Raw genomic sequence first — 20600 nt, forward strand, 5'->3', positions numbered from 1 at the left:
ACTGGAAATGCCCAGCTTGGCACCGATCTCCTGAATCGGCTTCTTGTTTGCCTCACGGGCAATCTCAATATCGGATTTATAGCTCATTGGGCTTTGGACTCCCTGCAAAAGTAGGCCGAACGAATTCAGACCCGTCCGCATAGGCGACCCGGGGCTGAATCAGATACTTTCTTTAAGGTAAATATTTATTCCCTTCGGTCAACCTTTGAATTTCAGAGACATTGAAGGAAAGCAAATTTATCGCGCGATGGCACCATCGGATCACGCGTAACGTTTGCGCCCTGCGCTGAGCCCCAACAACCAATCCTCGACAATGCGTCGCTCGGGAAATGATTTTTGCGTTGGGCTCTTCAGAAGAAAATATCCCGACTGCGTTCGTACCGATATGTCCTGGATTGGTCTGACCAACGCACCGCTTTCAAGCAGGGGGTCAACAAGATGGGCCCAACCCAGTGCGACGCCCAAACCATCAACAGCTGCTTGTATAGAGAGAGGATAGGTGTTGAAGGCCACAGCGCGTTCCATCAATGAGGTGGAAATTCCATTGCTGCCAAGCCAGGTATGCCAAGTCATCCATTCTGCGTGGCTGCTGGTCACCTCAATCAGATCCAATTCCGGCAGCGCGGATAGTACCGCCGCCTTCGGATTACTTTTGAGATAATCAGGGCTGCACACAGGGAATACGGTTTCCCCGAACAAAAGCTGCGCCTCATATCCGGGCCAATCCCCTTCCCCGCGCAATATCGTCAGATCCATAGAATCAGACAGGCACTCCGCGTCGCTGTCCGAAGACACCAGCGAAATACGGATGCGGCCATTGGATTTGTTGAACTTACGCAGCTGCGGCATCAACCAGAGCGACGCGACAGAGTTGGTCGCGGAGATCGACACCGTATTGGCCTGATGTTTGGCCAACATATCGCGGCTGACGTCTCGCATCAGATCCAGCGACTTTTCAACGGTCGCCAGCAATATGGCCCCTTGCTGTGTCAGCGAAACCGACCGATGACCTCTGACAAACAAGGGTACGTCATAATGTTGCTCCAGCAGACGTACTTTGCGGCTGATTGCTGTTTCCGAAATGTTGAGCACCTTGCTGGCCTGCGCAAAACTCTGGGCCTTGGCGGCCGCTTCAAAAGCCAAAAGGTAGTCGAGCGGTGGAAGAACCTTCCCGGTAACTGGTGCTTTCTTTGGCATCTGACGGCGGATTCCCAATCTGAAGCGGATTGCAATCAAAGAACATTCGCCTGCGTCAACTGGAAACCGATCAGGCAACTGACTGTTAAGATAGTAAAAAAATAAATTAGCCTCAAGATTTTATGGGCAACGCCTCTCAAATTTCTGTTCTGCGTTTCGCGCAAATTTGGGCAGAATGCGCAAATTCGGGGCCGGAAGAGCCCTCAATCCAATATCGAACGTCACTCAGGGAGCAATCATGAAACTTTCAAACCTACTTTCTGCTGCAACCTTGGCAGCGGTAGCGGGCACCGGTGCGATCGCAGAAGACAGCAGCGATCCGATCGTCATCCCAATTCACAACTGGTCCAGCCAGATCGTTATGTCTTACGTGGTCGGCCAGTTGTTCGAAGAGATCGGTGATAATGTCGAATACGTCACGACCGACAGTCAGGCGGTCTACGAGTCGGTGCGTCTGGGCGACGTCACGCTTGAAATGGAAGTCTGGGAAGGCGCATTTGGAGCATCCTTCCGCGCGGCTCTGGAAAAAGGTGGTCTGCATGATGCAGGCGACCACGATGCCGTCACCCGCGAGGACTGGTGGTATCCGATGTGGACCAAAGAGTCCTGCCCCGGCCTGCCCGACTGGAAAGCTCTGAACGACTGTGCGCATCTGTTTGCAACAGCAGAGACCGGCGACAAGGGCCGATATTTGGATGGTCCAGTAGACTGGTTAAAGCATGGTAAAGAGCGTGCCGAAGCGCTTGATCTGAATTTCACCGTGATCAATGCAGGTTCGGCTGCAGCCCTATGGGCCGAGATCGGCGCCGCAGAGGCGGACAAGAAGCCGGTTCTGGTCTTCAACTGGACACCCAACTTTGCCGAAGCTGTCTGGCCCGGTGAGTTTGTCGAATTTCCTGCCTGGGAAGATGGTTGCGACAAAGACCCATCCAAAGGTCCGAATCCCGAGGCTTTGTATGATTGCGGTAATCCAGCCACCGGTTACCTGAAAAAAGCCGCGTGGGATGGCATGAAAGACAAGTGGCCGGCGGCCTACTGCGTATTGACTGAAATTTCGTTCACCAACCCGCAAATCGCGGAAATGGCCAAGCTGGTCGACACAGACGAGCTGGAACCGGAAGAGGCAGCAGCCGAATGGCTGGATGCTAACCGCGCCGTTGTTGACCCCTGGATCAGCGCCTGCAGCTGATAATCCGGTCATTCGCAACGAAACTGGCGCGGCCTTGCCGATCTCAGTGAAGCAAGGCCGTGCCTAACAAGAAAGAAGGCAGCCATGTCCGCCACAGCGCCCGTCATCTCAGCCAAAAACGTCTGGAAACTGTTTGGAGCTTCTCCTGAGACCTATCTGAAATCTATTCCCGCGGGCCGCAGCTTCGATGAGATACGTGCGGACGGCTACATCGCCGGGGTCAAGGATGTATCGATTGAGGTTGGCCGAGGTGAAATGCTGGTCATCATGGGGTTGTCGGGATCAGGAAAATCCACCCTGGTACGGTGTTTTTCGCGGCTGCATGACATTACTGGAGGCATCATTGAGGTCGACGGTCAGGATATTATGAGCCTGAGCGAACGTGACCTGATTGAGTTGCGCCGCAACAAGATGGGCATGGTGTTCCAGTCCTTTGGCTTGCTGCCGCATCGTACCGTTCTGGACAACGTGGCCTTCCCTTTGGAAATGCGCGGCCAAGATCGTCATGACCGACGCGAGCGCGCTTTGGAAGTTGTAAAACTGGTCGGCCTAGAAGGCCGTGAAGAATATTTCCCGCGCGAGCTCAGCGGAGGGCAACAGCAACGCGTCGGCATCGCCCGGTCCCTGGCGATTGAGCCGGACATCTGGTTTCTGGATGAGCCGTTCTCCGCTCTTGACCCTTTGATCCGACGTGAAATGCAGGATGAATTCCTACGGCTACAAGAGATGTTGGGTAAAACCATTGTCTTTATCACCCATGATTTTGACGAAGCGCTGCGTCTGGCGGACCGGATCGCGATCATGCGCAATGGCGCGGTGGAACAATGCGATACGCCGGACCAGATCGTCATGAACCCCGCCACGGAATACGTGGCGAAATTCACCGAGGACATCGACAAAGCCCGCGTAGTGCATGCTAAAGGGCTGGCGAAACCAGTCAACGGACACGCTTTGGAAGGCGCACCAATCAATGGTGGAGCAACGATCCACGAACTTGCGCGGGTTCTGGTCAATGACAACCGCATCCTTTTGCCGGTTGCAAATGACAAAGGCGTTGTCACCGGTGTACTGGAGCGCGACACTGCACTGAATGTCCTGCTCGGAGCCGAATAATGGCGACGCTGTCGACAGATCTGACAGAGACATCAGACAAGCCATGGGGACGTTCCCGTGTACTTTCTGTGCTGCTTGCCGTGGCCTTCGCACTGATCCTTGCCAAGGCAGTTGGTATTCTGCCTGAATGGCTAAACCGCATCCCCGAAGCCGCCATCCCACCCACTGCGCAGGTTCTGGACGCAGTTTTCAGCTTCATCCAAAATGACCTTGGCTTGATTTATGTAACCCGCTTTATCGCGGAAGGTCCTCTAGAGTTTCTGCTGGACACGTCAGCAAACCTTTTGGAAGGCAAGCGTCGCTGGCCCTATCTGGGACCAATCCCATGGTCTGCGATTGCCGCCGTCGCTGGGGTTGTTGGATACGCTGTCGGTGGTTGGCGGTTGGCCGCCCTGGGCGCTGGAACCTTTATCTGGACGGCTGCGATCGGTCAGTGGAAGATCGCCATGCAAACAATGTCCGTGATCGTCGTCGCGGCGCCATTGGCGTTTCTGCTGGGTCTGGCGCTTGGTATCGCCGCGTGGAAATACGGCTGGTTCGAGCGGATGTTGAAGCCCGTTCTGTCTGTGCTTCAAACCCTGCCCTTCTTCACCTATCTGCTGCCCGCTGTGATCTTCTTCAAGGTGGGGCCAACCGCTGGAGCCGTAGCAACGATTACCTTTGCCATCCCACCTATGATCTTGATGACAACGCTGGGGCTAAAAAAGGTCAGCCCTGAAGTGATCGAGGCGGGCCAAATGTCCGGCTGCACTCGTTGGCAGATGCTGCGCCATGTCTATGTTCCGGCGGCACGCACCGAAATTCTAGTCGGCGTAAACCAGGTGATCATGCTGTGTCTGGCCATGGTTGTTCTGACCGCCTTTATTGGTATGCCCGGTCTCGGTGCCAAGCTGTTGGCAATGATGGGCAGCTTCAAACTTGGCAGATCGTTCGAGATCGGCGTTACGATTGTTCTTCTAGCCGTAACGCTGGATCGGATGTCCAAGGCATGGGTGGTCAAGCAACCTGTTCACTTTGAACGTGGGACACCCTGGTGGAAGCGGTATAAGATTTCGCTGGTCGCACTGGGTCTATTCATTGGTTTTATTCTGCTGTCGCAGCTGTTTCCGATCCTGGCCGAAGTTGGTCGCAAACAGCACCTGAGCCAAGGCAAGGAAATTGATGTGGTGATCAAGTCGTTCCTGGCGATCGAGGCTATCAAGGGAACAACTGAATGGTTGCGCTGGTTTCTGAACGTCAAGGTTCTGATCCCGTTCCGGGACACGTTGCTGGCGATCCCAACCCCCGCCTTCATCCTGATAGTCGTTGCTTTTGCATATTGGATCGGTGGACGCCGCCCAGGTATATATGCGGCGGTTTTCTTTACCATCGTCGCATTCTCGGGTTGGTGGGACCGATCTGTGATCACTCTATACACAGTTATTTCGGCTGTTGCTCTGGCCACCTTGATTGGCATACCGCTCGGTGTAATCGCTGCCCGATCAGAACGTTGGTCAAAAAGCATCCTTTTGGCCTGTGACACGGCACAAACCTTCCCCAGCTTCATCTATCTGATCCCGGCAATCATGCTGTTCGGCGTTAATGACGTAGCTGTTGTGTTCTCGATCCTAATCTTCGCCGCAGTACCATTGATCCGGTACACCATTATTGGCCTCAGCAGCGTACCCTCGGAAATGACCGAAGCGGCAGACATGTCTGGATCAACGCGGCGGCAAAAGCTGATGTCAGTTCAGTTTCCGCTGGCACTACCGACAATGGCAGTTGGGTTCAATCAGGCCATCATGTTTGCCTTCTTCATGGTCATCATCGCAGCCTTCATCGGCACTCAGGATCTGGGACAGGAACTGCAGCGAACGCTGGCCGGCACCGAGTTGGGTAAAAACTTTGTCCTTGGCCTGAATGTGTCGCTGATGGCTCTGACCTTTGACATGGCCATCAGCAGCTGGACGGAACAGCGCAAGAAGCGATTGGGGCTCGATTAAGATGTCACAACAGCAAAACATGCGTACGGTCACCCGTTTCGACGATACTGGCTTTGTCAGAATGCAGATGAAAGACCTGCCCGACGAACAAGTTTGGTGGAAAAATGTAAGCTTTGACCAGGATACCGGCCAAGGCAGCTATCTGATGAAAATGGCACCTGGCACGCGCTCGAACCCGCATATTCATCACGGTCCGGAAGAGTTCTTTGTCCTTGAGGGTGACCTGACCGATCACGATGGATTCAGCTATCGCAGCGGTGACTTCGTAAGTCTAACCGCAGGTTCCAGCCATTTTTCACACACCAAATCGGGATGTCTTTTGGTGGTCATGCACCGCGGCGCGACGGAATCTATTCAGGAAGGTGCATTATGAATGTGAAGCCGGTCTTCGAAGTGCCGTATGAACGCAGCGGGGTTCTGGCTCCTGGCCTTCCAATCCTGCCCCATGGCACGGAACGTCATCCCGTCCCTGGCACAGGATCGCGTGCGGTTCCGGTGTCCAAAGGCGACACGATCACATTGTTGGATCGCGATGGGATGCAACCCGCCGAGATGGTGTTCTTTGCCCCGGATCGAAGCTCGGACGCTGCCATGCTTGGCGCGCAGGGGCACGGGCGACCAGAGGGGCTGATTGCAACTCTGGCGAATGGCTCGGCTTCGGGCAAGAAAGTGCTGCGCGCGTTAGAGATTGCAGGTTTCGACATCGGACGCGGGGATGCAGTCAGGGCCTTCTCAGATGGATCACGCCCCGGCGACATGGTGCATTTCGTGGCGGAAAGTGACGGTCTTCTGATCGTCGCCGCACCCGGTGAAGCTATGCGGCCGGAAGACAACAACCCACCGACCGACATTATCCTGTACATTCAGCGTGCCGCTCCCGGCTTGGGAAAACCCGACGTGGGTCCGCCCGATCCGCTGGCCGACCCGCTTAAGGATATCAACATTCAGCCTGGCAACGCCAAATCCTATGAGGTCAAAGCCGGAGAGTTCATCCAGATCGTGGATATCAGGGGCCGCGAATGCTCAGACTTTCAGGCGTTCAGCCGACGAGCATTGGATCAGGGGATCGAGCGCGAGATTGATCCCACCACGACACGCAGCCTGATGGGCAGCTTGTATCCGCAACCAGGTATATTCTCGAAATACTGGTCAGTGGATCAGGAACCCCTGGTTGAGATCGTGCAGGATACGTGCGGCCGTCACGACATGTTCGGGCTGGCCTGCACAGCAAGGTACTATGAAGATCTGGGCTATCCTGGCCATGTCAATTGCTCGGACAATATCAACAAGGATCTGAGCCAATATGGCATCCGTCCTCGCGCAGGTTGGTCCGCGATCAACTTTTTCTTCAATACAATGCTGGACGATAGCAATGCCATCGGTATGGATGATCCTTGGTCGCGACCCGGAGATTTCGTGCTGCTGCGCGCACTGACGGATCTTGTCTGCGTCAGTACCGGCTGCCCCTGCGACATCGACCCGGCCAATGGCTGGAATCCAACCGACATTCAGGTGCGAACTTACAAAGCGACCGAGGATTTTAAACGGTCCTTCGGCTACAGAAAATCTGCGGAGGCGGATGTGGAAGAAACCAAGAAAACAGCATTTCACGACTGCTTTGCACGTCATACCCGTGATTTTGTCGAATATAACGGATATTGGCTGCCCAACACGATGACCAATCATGGCGCAATCGCAGAGTATTGGGCCTGTCGAGACAAAGTCGCCGTAATGGATCTGAGTCCACTGCGCAAATATGAGGTTGTTGGCCCGGATGCCGAAGAACTGATGCAGCTTTGCGTGACCCGCAACATGAAGAAGCTGAGCGTCGGTCAAGTTGTCTATACGGCAATGTGCTATGAACATGGCGGCATGATCGACGATGGCACTATCTATCGGCTGGGTGAGACCAACTTCCGATGGATTGGTGGCAACGACACCAGCGGTTTGTGGCTGCAGGAACAAGCGCGTAAGCGCAACATGAATGTCTGGGTTCGAAACTCTACAGATCAGTTGCACAACATCGCGGTACAGGGGCGGCACAGCTGTGACATCCTCTCGCAGATATTCTGGACGCCACCCCAGCAGCCAACCATAGAAGAATTGCCTTGGTTCCGGCTTACCGTGGCCCGGATCGGGGATGTGCGCGGCACCTCTGTCGTGATTTCCCGAACCGGATATTCCGGCGAATTAGGATATGAAGTCTTCTGCCACCCCAATGATGCTGTCGAGATTTTCGACCGTGTCTGGGAAGTTGGTCAGGATTATGGAATTGCTCCGCTTGGCCTTGCCGCCCTCGACATGTTGCGGATCGAAGGCGGCTTGATCTTTGCTGGGTCCGAATTTGACGACCAAACCGATCCGTTCGAGGCTGGGGTCGGTTTTACCGTCCCATTGAAATCTAAGACCGATGACTTCATCGGGCGCAGCGCAATTGAGGAACGCAAGGCTCACCCTCAACGCAAACTGGTCGGGTTTGATATAGAAGGTGGAACAGTTCCTTCTCCGGGCGATTGTGTACGTATCGGAAAAGCGCAGGTCGGTGAAATCACCAGCGCGATGAAATCACCCATCTTAGGCAAGGTCATCGCCCTCGGGCGGGTTGCATCAACCCATGCGCTCGAGGGGCACAATATTGAGATCGGCCAACTGGATGGGCAGCAAAAGCGCTTGAAGGCAAAAATTGTTCCATTCCCGCATTTTGATCCAGCAAAAGAGCGTGTGAAGGGTGTTTACCTAAGAAATGATTTCCCGGATGCGGCTGAATTATAAATTGACAACCAAGCAAACGGCCAAAGTTGCGGTCGTTTGTTTTCTGGGATTTGTCATGGCTAATTCGCCAGAAACCGGCTTCGCAGGATTATGTGACAGGGTTATCGCGCTTGAAAACTACAACACCACCGGCTCCTCACCGAAAGGAGCAATGTGCGAACCGTATGTCGGCCTGGTCAATGTCCAAGGCATTTCATGCCGATGGGAGTTTTCGTTCCGAGACACCGAAGCCAATCGCGCATTCAACGACCTATGGACCGAAGTAACACGTTGCAAAGACGGAACTCAGAAACAACACGGTAGTTCCGTTAACCACCCTGACAGCTACGTACAGAAGGAACTTATCACCTCGGACCGTCTTTATCGCGTCGCCCAAAAAGACAAGAGCCAAATCAATCGCACATTGGTGTTTTTGAGTCTCGAACATCGCAATTGACGCAGCCGACGTACCATTGTTCGCTAGATGACTAAGGATAGAGTAGTTCATGCTCTGCCATCTTCGATCGTCACGAAGCCCAAGTGCCGGACAACAGAACAGGCAGCGGCGCGAGCTGTCAGCTCAGGTATTCTGAAGCGGTTTGGTTGCCAAGCCAAGGTTTAGACAATCAGGTCCAAATTTTTGAATAACATGATCGAGCAGGATCATCGGTTCATAAAACGACGCGTTCAACATATGTGTGGGTTCAAATCCTTCGCATCCGCGTCTGCTACGTTGGATGGCATTGAAGTCGCCACTATGACCCGAAAGCAGCAACTCTCCAGCGCAGCAACCTCCGGCTTTCGGGGGTTCGCTGAGATCGTAGGATAAGTGTGCCTGGTAAGGCGCTTACTCTGATCGTTCCAAAAATTTGCAACATAACCTTTGCGACAGAACCCGGCTCGTCTATCCTCGCGTCGAAACTTTGCTTTGGTAATTGTCGAGTTCCCTAAGCAAGGATTTCCCGTATTCTACATCCATCCGTTCACAGTATTCGGCCCAGATTGCGCTGAAGGGCAGATCCTTAAGCTCTTCTGTCATCATGAAGCGCGTCGTGAAGTCCAGCGAGGTCTCAGCAGTTTTCAGTTGATCCAAAGGAAGAAGTAGTGCGCGCAAAAGCGCCTTTTGCATATTGCGTGTTCCGATGACCCACGCGGCAGTTCGGCTGATCGTGGCATCGAAGAAATCAAGTCCGATATGAGTGCGGCCAAGCAGATCGCATGCGACCAGTTCCTGCGCCATGGCAAGAATGGAGTCATCGAGCAGAATCACGTGATCGCTGTCCCACCGCATCGGGCGCGAGACGTGAAGCAGGACTTTCTCGACCGATAGGGCGACGGAACTTAGCTTGTCGGCGATGTTTTCAGTTGGGTGGAAATGCCCCATGTCGAGGCAAAGAAGCGTACCCTTCCGCGTCGCATAGCCCAGATAGAATTCATGGCTGCCGACCGTATAAGCCTCGACCCCAATGCCGAAAAGTTTACTCTCGACAGCATCCAGAAGATGTTGGGCATCGAACGGGTCCGACAGCATAGAATCCAGAGAGTTTTCAAGATGCTTTCGAGGTGTCATCCGGTCGATCGGGTGGTCTTTCATACCATCCGGTACCCAAATATTGTTGATGCATGGGTTGCCCTGCGCATCACCGATTTGAGATGCAATTTCACGTGTACGTTTGCCATGCTCGATCCAGAAATCCCGGATGCCCTGGTTTGGGTGCGCAAGGGTTAGATTGTCGTCAGCTTTCTCATGGGCAAAGAAGGTGGGATTGAAGTCTAGCGCTATGTTTTGCTCGTTGGCCCAGCCAACCCACGGCGCGAAATGACGCAACTCGATTTCATCCCGGTCGGGTGATTCATCGGTGTCCAGGTACATCGCGTGCAGATTGAGACGGTGCGCCCCCGGAATTTGTGAATAAGCGAACTCCAGATCAGCCCGCAGTTCGTCCGGTGTGCGTGCTCGGCCAGGGTGGTTGCCCGTCGCTTGTATGCCACCGCCTGAACTTCCGGACTTCTTTTCGAAGCCGACCACATCATCGCCCTGCCAGCAATGCATGGAAATTGGAATGGCCTTAAGCGTCTCGATGGCGGCTTCGGTGTCGACGCCCCAGTCCGCAAACTGTTGCCTCGCGCTACTATAATTGCTCATGATTTCGTCCCTTCGTATGGCCTCAGCGTGTGAAGGCCTGAACGTTTCCTGCGTCCACGTTCAATATGTTGCCGGTGGATTTAGCAGAGGTGTCGGCCGCGAAGAAATAACAGGCCTCAGCAATATCTTCCGGCAGGACTGAACGTTTTAGCATTGAGCGCTGGCGATACATTTCTTCCAGCCCTTCCTTGTTCGTGCCGTAGGTAGTGGCGCGCTGATCCAGCCAGTCGCCTTCCCAGATTTTTGATCCACGCAGAACTGCATCCGGGTTGACAACGTTCACTCGGATACCCGCCTCGGCCCCTTCCAGTGCCAGACACCGCGCAAGGTGGATTTCGGAGGCTTTGGCCGTGCAGTAAGCCGAGGCGTTGGGTGAAGCCGCCAGCCCATTCTTGGACGCGACAAACACTATGGAGCCACCCATGTTTTGTAACCGCAGCAACTTGAAAGCCTCGCGACTGACAAGAAAATATCCGGTACTGAGGATATCCATGTTTTTGCTCCAAAGAGCCAGTGAGGTTTCCTCAATCGGAGCAGAGGATGCAATGCCTGCGTTTGATAAGAGGATATCAACTCCGCCAAACTCGCAAGCGGCCTCATTGAATGAACGTGCTACGGATTCTTCACTGGTAACATCCATGGTCACACTGCGCACTACGTCGGCGCTGTACTTTGCCGCGAGCGCTGCTTGGGTAGTGGCAAGGCCGTCGGCATTGATATCCGCGAGGACAACACATGCGCCTTCAGACAGATACCGTTCCGCCGTCGCCGCACCGATCCCACCCGCCCCGCCGGTGACCAAGGCCACCCGGCCTGCAAGCGATTTGGGCTTTGGCATGCGCTGAAGCTTGGCCTCTTCCAAAAGCCAATACTCGATGTCGAAGGCTTCTTGCTCTGGCAAACCTACATATTCGCTGACCGAGGAGGCGCCGCGCATCACGTTGATGGCGTTGATGTAAAATTCCCCGGATATGCGCGCCGTTGCCTTGTCCTTGGCAAAGGTGATCATACCAACGCCAGGCACCAGATACACCACAGCGTTGGGATCACGCAGTGCTGGGCTGTTGTCGTGCTTACAGCGCTCGTAGTAGCTGGCGTAGGCATCCCGATACGCGGCAATCTGCGCAGACAGACCATCAAGCACCTCATCTATATTGCCTTTCAACGGATCGTAATTGATCACCAATGGACGGATTTTCGTTCGCAGGAAGTGATCGGGGCAGGATGTCCCCAGTGCGGCGAGAGACTCCATCTCGTTGGCATTGAGGAACTCCAGAACCGCATCGCTGTCATTGAAATGCCCAACCATATGTTGATTGCCCGAGACAAATCCACGGATTGCGGGCATCAGCCGTGCAGCTACGGCGCGGCGATCTTCGGGTTTAAGGCTTTGGTGGATGGGACCTCCGAAAGGTGCGACGTCTTCCGCCTTTTCGGCCAGCCACTGGGTGGCGGTATTGATGACTTCGATTGTCTTGTCATAGCAGGACTTCGCGGTGTCCCCCCAGGTAAACAGCCCGTGGCTTTCCAATACCACCCCATCCGCATCCGGGTTTTCCAAACAGAACTTTTCAAGCCACAAACCCAGCTCGTACCCGGGTCGTTTCCAGGGCAACCAACCGATTTTGTCGCCGAATATTTCCTGCGTCAGTTCCTTTGAGCCTTTGGACGCCGCGATGGAAATGATGGCGTCAGCATGGACGTGATCCACGTGTTTTTGTGGCACATAGGCGTGCAACGGGGTGTCGATTGATGCCGCGCGCGTGTTCAGATCGAAGGTACAATGTGATAAGTAGCCAACCATCTCATCTTCTAATTCCACACCGCGATACAGACTTTTCAGAGCTTTCAGCTTGTCCATGTAAAGCGTCGCGAACCCGTCCATCTTGATCGAGCCGATATCCCCCCCGGATCCTTTAACCCACAGGACCTCGACCTCTTTGCCGGTTAGCGGGTCGGTCTCCATCACCTTTGCTGAAGTGTTGCCGCCGCCATAATTTGTCACGCGCTTATCAGCTCCGAGGATATTCGAACGGTAGAGCAGCAGTTCCGATTCGCTCATTCCAGCGACAGCAGCCTCATCCCAACGATTATCCAGAAGCGATTTATCTTCAGATTTCAACATGCTGTCCTCCGGATCGGCGGCGCGCGCCTGAATTAGATTTAGGGTACATCCTGAAAAGGCAGTCAAGAATTGTCAATCACAAACAATCATTATCAGCCATAATATGTGCTATAGTGATTAGTTTTGATTGTTTTTGATTGACAGACGCATTGAAACTGCGCAGTGTTGACGCTCAAGGGAGGCGTGAATGCACGAAAAAGAACGTCATAGAGTTATTCTGTCTGCGGTTCAGGACCGTCCAGTCGTTACTGTTGCGGATCTGTGCAATCTGACAGACGCGTCAGAGGCGACCATACGTCGTGACATCGCCACACTCGATGCAGAACGCAAACTAAAGAGGGTGCGGGGTGGAGCCGAAGCACTTAACCCGCCGCAGTTTGTGGGGCTTGCCGGACGGCCATTTGCAATCAACGAAACCATGCGCACGCGTGAGAAGCAGGCCATCGCCCGTGCGGCGGTCGAGATTTGCGAAGATGGTGAATCGATCATCATCAATGGCGGCACCACCACATTTCAGATGGTGCATCCGTTAGCTTCGCGTCGGATGCAGGTATTTACGAACTCATTTCCGATTGCCGAGCATCTTCTCAAGCACTCTAAGAACACCGTAATGTTGTCGGGTGGGGTGATCTATCGCGAGCAGAACATCATTCTTTCCCCCTTCGAAAATGACGTGACGCGCAATTTCTACGCACGCCGCGTGTTCATGGGGGCGCAAGGGCTGGGACCACTTGGCCTCATGGAGGCAGACCCGCTTCTGATCCAGGCAGAAGAAAAGCTTATCGGTCAGGCTGACGAACTCATCGTTCTTGTCGACAGCTCCAAGTTTGAGAACCGCTCCAGTCTGGTGCTGTGCCCGTTGAATCGGATCACAACTGTGATCACCGACGAGCGTATCTCAGACAGTGCAGCAGCCATGCTTGAAGCTGCGGATGTGAATTTGATCGTCGCTGAATCCGGCGCCGCTCAGGAAGAAGACGCAGCGGCTTCATAGGGCCAATGCGTCAAAAATCGTAGTGACTATGGGAGGAAACGTAATGCACCGTCGCAATTTCAGTAAACTGGTCGCAGGTCTTGGGCTTGCCATGAGTCTGACCACCGCCCCGGCCTTTGCCGAGGACAACGTGCGAATCGCGCTTGTCGTCAAGGCACTTGGCATTGGGTTCTTTGAAGCTGCTGCCAAGGGCGCCGAAGAAGCGGCAGCAGAGCTTGGGAATGTCGAGATCATTTATACCGGTCCAACCGACACCACTGCGGAAGGCCAGATCGAGGTCATTAACTCGCTGATCGCCCAGGGCGTCGACGCCATTGCGATCTCGGCCAACGACCCGGATGCGCTGGTACCCACTTTAAAAAAGGCGATGAGCCGCGGCATCACTGTCGTTTCCTGGGATTCGGGAGTTTCCCCCGAGGGCCGGCAAATGCATCTGAACCCGTCGTCGACCGAACTGATCGGCAACACAATCATCAAGCTGGCGGCCGATCACATGCCCGATGGTGGGGATATTGCAATCCTGTCGGCGTCGGCAACTGCGACCAACCAGAACGCATGGATCGAAGCTGCGAAAGAGGTTCTGCCCAATTATCCGGGCGTCAATCTGGTCTCGACAGTTTATGGCGATGACCTGTCGGACAAGTCCTATCGTGAAGCGCAGGGCCTGATGTCGACCTATCCCGATCTGAAAGCAATCATTGCACCGACAACCGTGGGTATCCTGGCATCATGTCAGGCCGTCACAGACGCGGGCAAAATCGGCGAAATCAACGTGACCGGTCTTGGTCTCCCATCCGAGATGGCCGGCTGCGTTGAGTCTGGTGCAACCAAAAGCTTTGCGATCTGGAACCCGATTGATCTGGGTTATGCGGCAACCATGCTTGCCTACAACATCCATGAAGGGGCCACGGCCGATGCGGGGTCTTCGGTTCCGATGGGGCGTATGGGCGAAGCGACGCTGGACGATACAGGGTCGGCCGCGATGTCCGATCCGTTCACCTATGACAGCTCGAACGTCGACGACTTCAAGTCGATCTTCTGATCGTGGCCTGACCACCCGACCCGGCGTACCGCGCCGGGTCATCACTTCCAATGAATGATACGGCGATGCAGATTCAACCTGATCCGATAGCCGCAGCCGACCGGGCACTTGAACCGATCCTGGCGCTTGATGGGATCACTAAGACATTTCCCGGTGTAAAAGCTCTGTCCGAGGTCGAACTGAAGCTTTACCCCGGCCAAGTGACTGCTCTTGTTGGGGAGAATGGCGCGGGCAAATCCACGGTCGTTAAAATCCTCACCGGGATCTACCAGCCTGACGGCGGCGCGATCCGTATTGATGGAGAGGCAATGCAGTTTCCCACAGCTCAGGACGCCGCGGATGCGGGGATCACTGCCATCCACCAGGAAACAGTGCTTTTTGACGAGCTGTCGGTCGCCGAAAACATCTTTCTGGGCCATGCGCCACGTGGCCGTTTGGGGTTGATTGATTGGGCGGGGATGGAGCAACGGGCGCAAGATATTCTGTCCGAAATCGGAGCAGAAATCGATCCTTCAACCAAGCTGCGTGAACTTGGGATCGCCAACAAACATCTTGTTGCGATTGCCCGCGCACTGTCGATCGACGCGCGCGTCGTCATCATGGACGAACCAACTGCAGCGCTATCGCACAAAGAAATTCAGGAACTATACCATCTTGTGGAAACGCTCAAAGAGCAGGGCAAAGCCATCCTATTCATCAGTCACAAGTTTGACGAGATCTTTCGAATAGCGGATCACTTCACCGTTTTTCGGGATGGGCAGTTCATTGGCGACGGCCGGATCTCCGATATCACCGAAGCCGAACTGGTCAAGATGATGGTGGGGCGGGATGTGAGCCAGATCTTTCCAACCCGTGACAGCCGCATTGGAGAACAAGTGCTTCAGGTCGTTGGTTACGATCACCCGACCGAGTTTGCGGATATAGGTTTCGCACTGCATCGGGGTGAGATCCTCGGCTTCTACGGTCTGGTCGGAGCCGGACGTTCAGAATTTATGCAGGCGCTGTTCGGGATCACGAAACCATCCAAAGGCGTCACCAAGCTCGATGGAAATATCCGGGTGATCCGTTCCCCCGCAGACGCAATTGAAAACGGGGTTGTTTACGTCCCAGAGGATAGAGGGACACAGGGTGCCATTACCTCGCTTCCAATCTTCCAAAACGTGACGCTTCCGTCGCTCAATCGAACCTCAAAGCACGGGTTTCTGCGACTGGCAGAGGAGTTTCGTCTGGCCCGAGAATATACCGAGCGTCTGGATTTGCGTGCAGCTTCGCTTGATACCGATGTGGGATCTCTGTCCGGGGGAAATCAGCAAAAGGTGGTGATCGCCAAATGGCTGGCAACGCAGCCCAAAGTGATCATTCTTGACGAACCGACTAAGGGCATAGATATCGGATCCAAGGCTGCCGTGCACGAGTTTATGGCCGAGCTTGCTGCTCAGGGCTTGGCCGTCATCATGGTCAGCTCGGAAATCCCCGAAATCATGGGCATGTCCGACCGAGTCATCGTCATGCGTGAAGGCCGCATCGCTGCCGAGCTGGAAGGCACCGACCTTTCCCCCGAAACCCTTGTCCGCCATGCGGCAGGTATCTGATGGAGGCCGCAAGTATGCTGAAACGGTTCATCGGTTCTCGGGAAGCCCTGTTGTTGGGCGCGATTGCTGTTCTTCTGGCGCTGATCTCAATGCGCTTCCCCAGCTTCGTCACGCTATCCAACCTCTCCGTCGTGTTTAATGACACTTCACCTCTGATCCTGCTCGCCATCGGCCAGATGATTGTGATCTTGACCAAATGCATTGACTTGTCAGTGGCCGCGAACCTCGCTCTGACCGGCATGATCGTCTCAATGATCAATGTTGCGGCGCCGGGTGTGCCAGTCGTTGTGATCATTGCCGTAGCTGTTGCTCTTGGTACGATGATGGGCATGGTCAACGGAATTCTGGTTTGGAAACTCAATATCCCACCCATCGTTGTGACGCTTGGCACCATGACTATTTTCCGCGGGATCATCTTTTTGATTTCTGACGGAAAATGGGTGAACAGCCACGAGATGAGCGCTGCCTTCAAAGCTTTTTCTCGATCTGAATTTCTGGGCCTACCAATGCTTAGCTGGATCGCCATCATTGCAGTGATCGCGTTCGCCATCGTGATGACGCGGACGACACTGGGACGGGCGTTCTATGCGGTCGGTGGCAACCCGCAAGCGGCAACCTACACTGGCATCGATGTTGGCAAGACCCAGTTCTGGGCGTTTACAATCTCAGGTGCACTGGCCGGCTTGGTCGGGTATCTCTGGGTGTCGCGCTATGCCGTGGCCTATGTCGACATTGCGGGCGGGTTCGAGCTTGATGTGGTCGCCGCCTGTGTGATCGGCGGTGTTTCGATTGCGGGTGGCATCGGTTCGGTTGGCGGCGCGTTGTTGGGAGCGTTGTTTCTTGGCCTGATCAAGAACGCCCTGCCTGTCATTAATGTCTCACCATTCTGGCAACTGGCCATTTCGGGCAGCGCGATCATTATCGCTGTGGCGCTGAATTCACGGACCAATCGCGACAAGGGACGGATCATCCTTAAATCAGCGGAGCATACGGCATGAGCACCACAGCCCGTTTTATTCCCGACCGGTTGAAATCGCCGTTGGAGCGGAAGCTAAGGAGTTGGGAGTCGCTGCTGCTGGCGGTCGCCATCGCCATCTTCATTGCCAACAGCTTTGCCTCGCCATATTTCCTTAACGCCTGGAACCTGTCTGACGCGACCTTCAATTTCACTGAAAAGGCAATGATTGCCTTCGCAATGGCACTGCTGATCATTTCGGGCGAAATCGACTTATCTGTTGCCTCAATAATCGCGCTTGCATCCACGGCTATGGGTGCGGCGGTCCAAATGGGGGCCGGGACTCCGGTCTTGATCCTTGTCGGTTTGGGAACCGGGGTTCTGTGCGGGGCCTTCAATGGGGTCTTGGTTACCCGTCTGGGTCTGCCTTCGATCGTGGTCACCATAGGGACAATGAGCCTGTTCCGCGGGATCAGCTATATCGTCCTGGGGGATCAGGTCTACAAGGGTTACCCGACGGACTTTGCCTACTTTGGCCAGGGCTATGTATTTTGGGTCATTTCGTTTGAGTTCGTCCTGTTTGCGCTGCTTGCTGTGATCTATGGAGTGATCCTGCACAAAACCAATTTCGGCCGTGCGGTCTATGCCATCGGCAACAATCCCACCGGTGCGCTGTTCTCGGGCATCCGGGTCGCGCGGGTGAAGTTTCTTTTGTTCTTGCTGACTGGCCTTATGTCGGGCGTCGCCGCGATCTGCCTGACGTCACGTCTCGGGTCGACGCGCCCATCGATTGCCTTTGGGTGGGAGCTTGAGGTGGTGACGATGGTCGTTCTGGGCGGGGTCAACATTCTTGGTGGGTCGGGCAGCATCCCCGGTGTTGTCATTGCCGCATTTGTGATGGGATTGGTAACCTTCGGACTTGGGCTTCTGAATGTACCTGGAATCGTGATGTCCATTGTGATCGGTGCGCTTCTGATTGGCGTCATCGCACTGCCCCGCCTTTGGACTATGTGGAGAGGCTGATGCAGAAGTATGCGTTCAAGATGACGTTGAACCCTGGCTGCAAAGACGAATACCGCCGGCGTCATGATGAAGTCTGGCCAGAGCTTCTGGAGCTTCTGAAACAGGCGGGGGTGTCTGATTATTCGATCCACCTGGACGACGACACAGGTATTCTGTTTGGTGTCCTGTGGCGGACCGATGATCACACAATGGAAGACCTGTCAGCACACCCGATAATGCAGCGCTGGTGGGCGCATATGGCGGATATTATGCAAACCCATCAAGACAACGAACCAGTTGCAAAGCCGCTGGAAACCGTTTTCCACATGTCGTGAGGTGCCGTGCATATGGTTAAGGGCCACGTCGCAGTCATCGACATCGGAAAAACCAACGCAAAACTGGCATTGGTCGATCCGACCAACATGTCCGAGCTGGCTGTCATCACCCGGCCTAATACCGTGCTGTACGATTCCCCATGGCCGCATTTCGACGTCGAAGGGCATTGGGAGTTTATCCTGCGTGGGCTGGCGGATTTCCATCGTGAATACGGCGTCTCTGCCATCTCCGTGACGACGCATGGGGCGTGCGTGGCCCTGCTTGCCGCTGACGGTTCCTTGTCCGCGCCGATCTTGGATTATGAGTTTACCGGGCCGGAAACGCTTGCTAATGCCTATGATGCCATTCGACCTGCGTTTTCTGAAACAGGGTCTCCCAGGCTTTCGATGGGCCTTAACATTGGCGCGCAACTGTATTGGCAGTTTCAGGTCGATCCGGAACTGAAAGCGCGTACAAAAACGATCGTGACCTATCCCCAATACTGGGGGTACCGATTGACCGGTGTCGCGGCAACGGATGTCACGTCGCTTGGTTGCCATACTGACCTGTGGAATCCCCACGCAGGGCAGTTCTCGTCGTTAGTCGTGGAACTTGATGTGTGGGATAAACTCGCGCCGCCGCGCCGCCCCGGAGAGGTTCTTGGTACAGTTTTGCCGGACATAGCGGCACACACTGGGCTCGACCCTGATACACCGGTCCATTGCGGCATTCATGACTCAAATGCTTCACTGCTGCCGCACATTCTTGGCCATCAGCCACCGTTTTCGGTTGTTTCCACCGGTACCTGGGTTATCGCTATGTCGATCGGTGGGCAGGCGATCACGCTCGACCCGAATGCGGACACGCTTATCAATGTGAACGCCCTTGGAGACGCAGTTCCATCGGCCCGCTTCATGGGCGGGCGAGAGTACGATATCGCTATCGGGTGCCAGAGTTGCCCAAATCCCTCGGATGCCGACATGCAGACGATACTGGAAGACAAGGCGATGTTGCTTCCTGCGGTTGTCACGGAAAGCGGGCCATTTCGCGGACGTAAGTTACATTGGATTGGCCCGGAACCCGCATTGGGTACATCCCTTCGCAAAGCAGCGGTCAGTTTCTATCTTGCACTGGTCACATCCCGCTGCCTCGAAGAGATTGGCCACCAGGGCCCGATCATCGTCGAGGGCCCCTTCGCCGCAAACCGAGCTTATCTTTTGATGCTGGCAGCGGTTTCAGATGTGCCAATCAAGGTTTCCCAATCGGTCACCGGAACAAGCCAGGGCGCGGCTATGCTTGTCGAACCGTCAAGCACGGTCACTTCCCTCGAAACACTGCCCGTCCCACAGCCCGATGCTCTCAGAAAAAGCTTGCTTTCTTATGCTGAAAACTGGCTTAGGCTTTCGCAGAAATGACGCCTTTGCCGCACAGAATGAACCGGAGGATCACTATTTGAGGACAGCGTGTACTATGGAGATTTCGAACAGATGGACTCCGGTAATGCGTTAGAATAATTGACTTTCTATCCTCGACCATCGGTCGTTTGCGACATGTCTCCATGGTATTAACTTTGCCGCCACATTTGCGGATCAGCACAGCGTTCGACTCTTGCAATCGCTATGATGTTGCCCGGATGGTACAGGAATCTTGATGACATCAAGTGCGACGCGCCGAACTCGTACCCCCTCATTAGAATCGCTAAACCCCATCAAGGCGCGCCGCATCAACTTGATACTTGAGTGACGTGTTCTGATTGCGACCGTTAAAAGAAATATACGTACAAATCCTGACATTTTATAAACGCAGTTTGCAGTTTTGAGAATTTGGCGTGTTGGTCGTTGGGCGACACGCCGTACTAGGTAACCCCCTAAAATCAAATTGAAAACTAGAAAGTGCTAAAATCAAGACATGCCGCCCACATCGTGAATATCGCATTACGGCAAAATAGTGCCTGCAATTCATTGAGAAACTTATAGTTCGTGCTGTGGAAACAAACCGTTTCGCACAAACTTGCAGCTTTACGGGAAACCCCGAATATCGTCCAACTCGCAAAACCCGTATTTTGAGTTCAGAAATACCACTCACCCCCTCGAGTCTAAGGAGAGGGGCCGGCTTCTACCCCCTCAGCCAGTCCCTCGCACCACCTCTCATTTTTACACACTGGTGACAGGTGGTTATCGTCAGAAGCGAATATTGC

General features: G+C 54.4%; 17 protein-coding genes. 14 read left to right on the forward strand and 3 right to left on the reverse strand.

Annotated features, from left to right (window positions below; genetic code table 11):
• Positions 1 to 261: 261 nt before the first annotated feature.
• Complete coding sequence (locus ACR0JR_RS04510; protein WP_480455197.1) at positions 262 to 1197, reverse strand: LysR substrate-binding domain-containing protein; 936 nt, start codon at positions 1195 to 1197, stop codon at positions 262 to 264.
• A gap of 238 nt (positions 1198 to 1435) precedes the next feature.
• On the opposite strand from ACR0JR_RS04510, the gene ACR0JR_RS04515 reads away from it, so the two are divergent.
• The 7 genes from ACR0JR_RS04515 to ACR0JR_RS04545 all read left to right on the forward strand — a co-directional run bounded on the left by ACR0JR_RS04515 (position 1436) and on the right by ACR0JR_RS04545 (position 9061).
• On the forward strand, positions 1436 to 2386 hold the full coding sequence (locus tag ACR0JR_RS04515) for an ABC transporter substrate-binding protein (protein ID WP_170546212.1): 951 nt from the start codon (positions 1436 to 1438) through the stop codon (positions 2384 to 2386).
• Positions 2387 to 2470: 84 nt separating this feature from the next.
• A complete protein-coding gene (locus tag ACR0JR_RS04520; RefSeq protein ID WP_170546215.1) occupies positions 2471 to 3499 on the forward strand; it encodes a quaternary amine ABC transporter ATP-binding protein in 1029 nt (342 codons plus the stop codon).
• Positions 3499 to 5481 carry an ABC transporter permease gene (locus ACR0JR_RS04525; RefSeq protein ID WP_480455198.1) on the forward strand — a complete coding sequence of 661 codons (1983 nt, stop codon included), beginning with the start codon at positions 3499 to 3501 and terminating at the stop codon, positions 5479 to 5481. Before ACR0JR_RS04520 ends, ACR0JR_RS04525 begins: the two co-directional genes overlap by 1 nt.
• Positions 5482 to 5500: 19 nt before the next feature.
• Positions 5501 to 5854: a cupin domain-containing protein gene (locus ACR0JR_RS04530; RefSeq protein ID WP_480455199.1), complete on the forward strand. Its 354-nt coding sequence runs from the start codon at positions 5501 to 5503 to the stop codon at positions 5852 to 5854.
• On the forward strand, positions 5851 to 8253 hold the full coding sequence (locus tag ACR0JR_RS04535) for a trimethylamine N-oxide demethylase (protein ID WP_480455200.1): 2403 nt from the start codon (positions 5851 to 5853) through the stop codon (positions 8251 to 8253). Before ACR0JR_RS04530 ends, ACR0JR_RS04535 begins: the two co-directional genes overlap by 4 nt.
• Positions 8237 to 8689 carry a hypothetical protein gene (locus ACR0JR_RS04540; RefSeq protein ID WP_480455201.1) on the forward strand — a complete coding sequence of 151 codons (453 nt, stop codon included), beginning with the start codon at positions 8237 to 8239 and terminating at the stop codon, positions 8687 to 8689. The genes ACR0JR_RS04535 and ACR0JR_RS04540 overlap by 17 nt, the downstream gene beginning before the upstream one ends.
• A gap of 183 nt (positions 8690 to 8872) precedes the next feature.
• A complete protein-coding gene (locus ACR0JR_RS04545; RefSeq protein WP_480455202.1) occupies positions 8873 to 9061 on the forward strand; it encodes a DDE-type integrase/transposase/recombinase in 189 nt (62 codons plus the stop codon).
• Between the two features lie 75 nt (positions 9062 to 9136).
• Here the strand turns inward: ACR0JR_RS04545 and ACR0JR_RS04550 are convergent, their stop codons facing one another.
• Both ACR0JR_RS04550 and ACR0JR_RS04555 read right to left on the reverse strand, forming a co-directional pair.
• Positions 9137 to 10378, reverse strand: a complete 1242-nt coding sequence (locus ACR0JR_RS04550) for an L-rhamnose isomerase (RefSeq protein ID WP_480455204.1) — start codon at positions 10376 to 10378, stop codon at positions 9137 to 9139.
• Positions 10379 to 10400: 22 nt separating this feature from the next.
• Positions 10401 to 12503 carry a bifunctional rhamnulose-1-phosphate aldolase/short-chain dehydrogenase gene (locus tag ACR0JR_RS04555; RefSeq protein ID WP_480455206.1) on the reverse strand — a complete coding sequence of 701 codons (2103 nt, stop codon included), beginning with the start codon at positions 12501 to 12503 and terminating at the stop codon, positions 10401 to 10403.
• A gap of 187 nt (positions 12504 to 12690) precedes the next feature.
• Between ACR0JR_RS04555 and ACR0JR_RS04560 the strand changes: the two genes are divergently transcribed.
• The 7 genes from ACR0JR_RS04560 (at position 12691) to ACR0JR_RS04590 (ending at position 19818) form a co-directional block, all read left to right on the forward strand.
• Entirely contained in the window at positions 12691 to 13497 is an 807-nt protein-coding gene (locus tag ACR0JR_RS04560; RefSeq protein WP_170546235.1) for a DeoR/GlpR family DNA-binding transcription regulator, read from the forward strand.
• A gap of 43 nt (positions 13498 to 13540) precedes the next feature.
• Positions 13541 to 14539, forward strand: a complete 999-nt coding sequence (rhaS, locus tag ACR0JR_RS04565) for a rhamnose ABC transporter substrate-binding protein (protein WP_170781329.1) — start codon at positions 13541 to 13543, stop codon at positions 14537 to 14539.
• A 65-nt stretch (positions 14540 to 14604) separates the two neighbouring features.
• A complete protein-coding gene (locus ACR0JR_RS04570) occupies positions 14605 to 16131 on the forward strand; it encodes a sugar ABC transporter ATP-binding protein (RefSeq protein WP_480455492.1) in 1527 nt (508 codons plus the stop codon).
• A gap of 14 nt (positions 16132 to 16145) precedes the next feature.
• Positions 16146 to 17129 (forward strand): ABC transporter permease, encoded by a 984-nt coding sequence (locus ACR0JR_RS04575; protein ID WP_480455208.1) that lies wholly within the window; start codon positions 16146 to 16148, stop codon positions 17127 to 17129.
• On the forward strand, positions 17126 to 18109 hold the full coding sequence (locus ACR0JR_RS04580) for an ABC transporter permease (protein ID WP_480455210.1): 984 nt from the start codon (positions 17126 to 17128) through the stop codon (positions 18107 to 18109). The genes ACR0JR_RS04575 and ACR0JR_RS04580 overlap by 4 nt, the downstream gene beginning before the upstream one ends.
• Positions 18109 to 18423, forward strand: a complete 315-nt coding sequence (rhaM, locus tag ACR0JR_RS04585; protein WP_170546249.1) for an L-rhamnose mutarotase — start codon at positions 18109 to 18111, stop codon at positions 18421 to 18423. The genes ACR0JR_RS04580 and rhaM overlap by 1 nt, the downstream gene beginning before the upstream one ends.
• Before the next feature lie 12 nt (positions 18424 to 18435).
• On the forward strand, positions 18436 to 19818 hold the full coding sequence (locus ACR0JR_RS04590; protein WP_480455211.1) for an FGGY-family carbohydrate kinase: 1383 nt from the start codon (positions 18436 to 18438) through the stop codon (positions 19816 to 19818).
• Positions 19819 to 20600: the final 782 nt, after the last annotated feature.

The sequence above is a fragment of the Ruegeria sp. AA3 genome, from assembly GCF_056542905.1.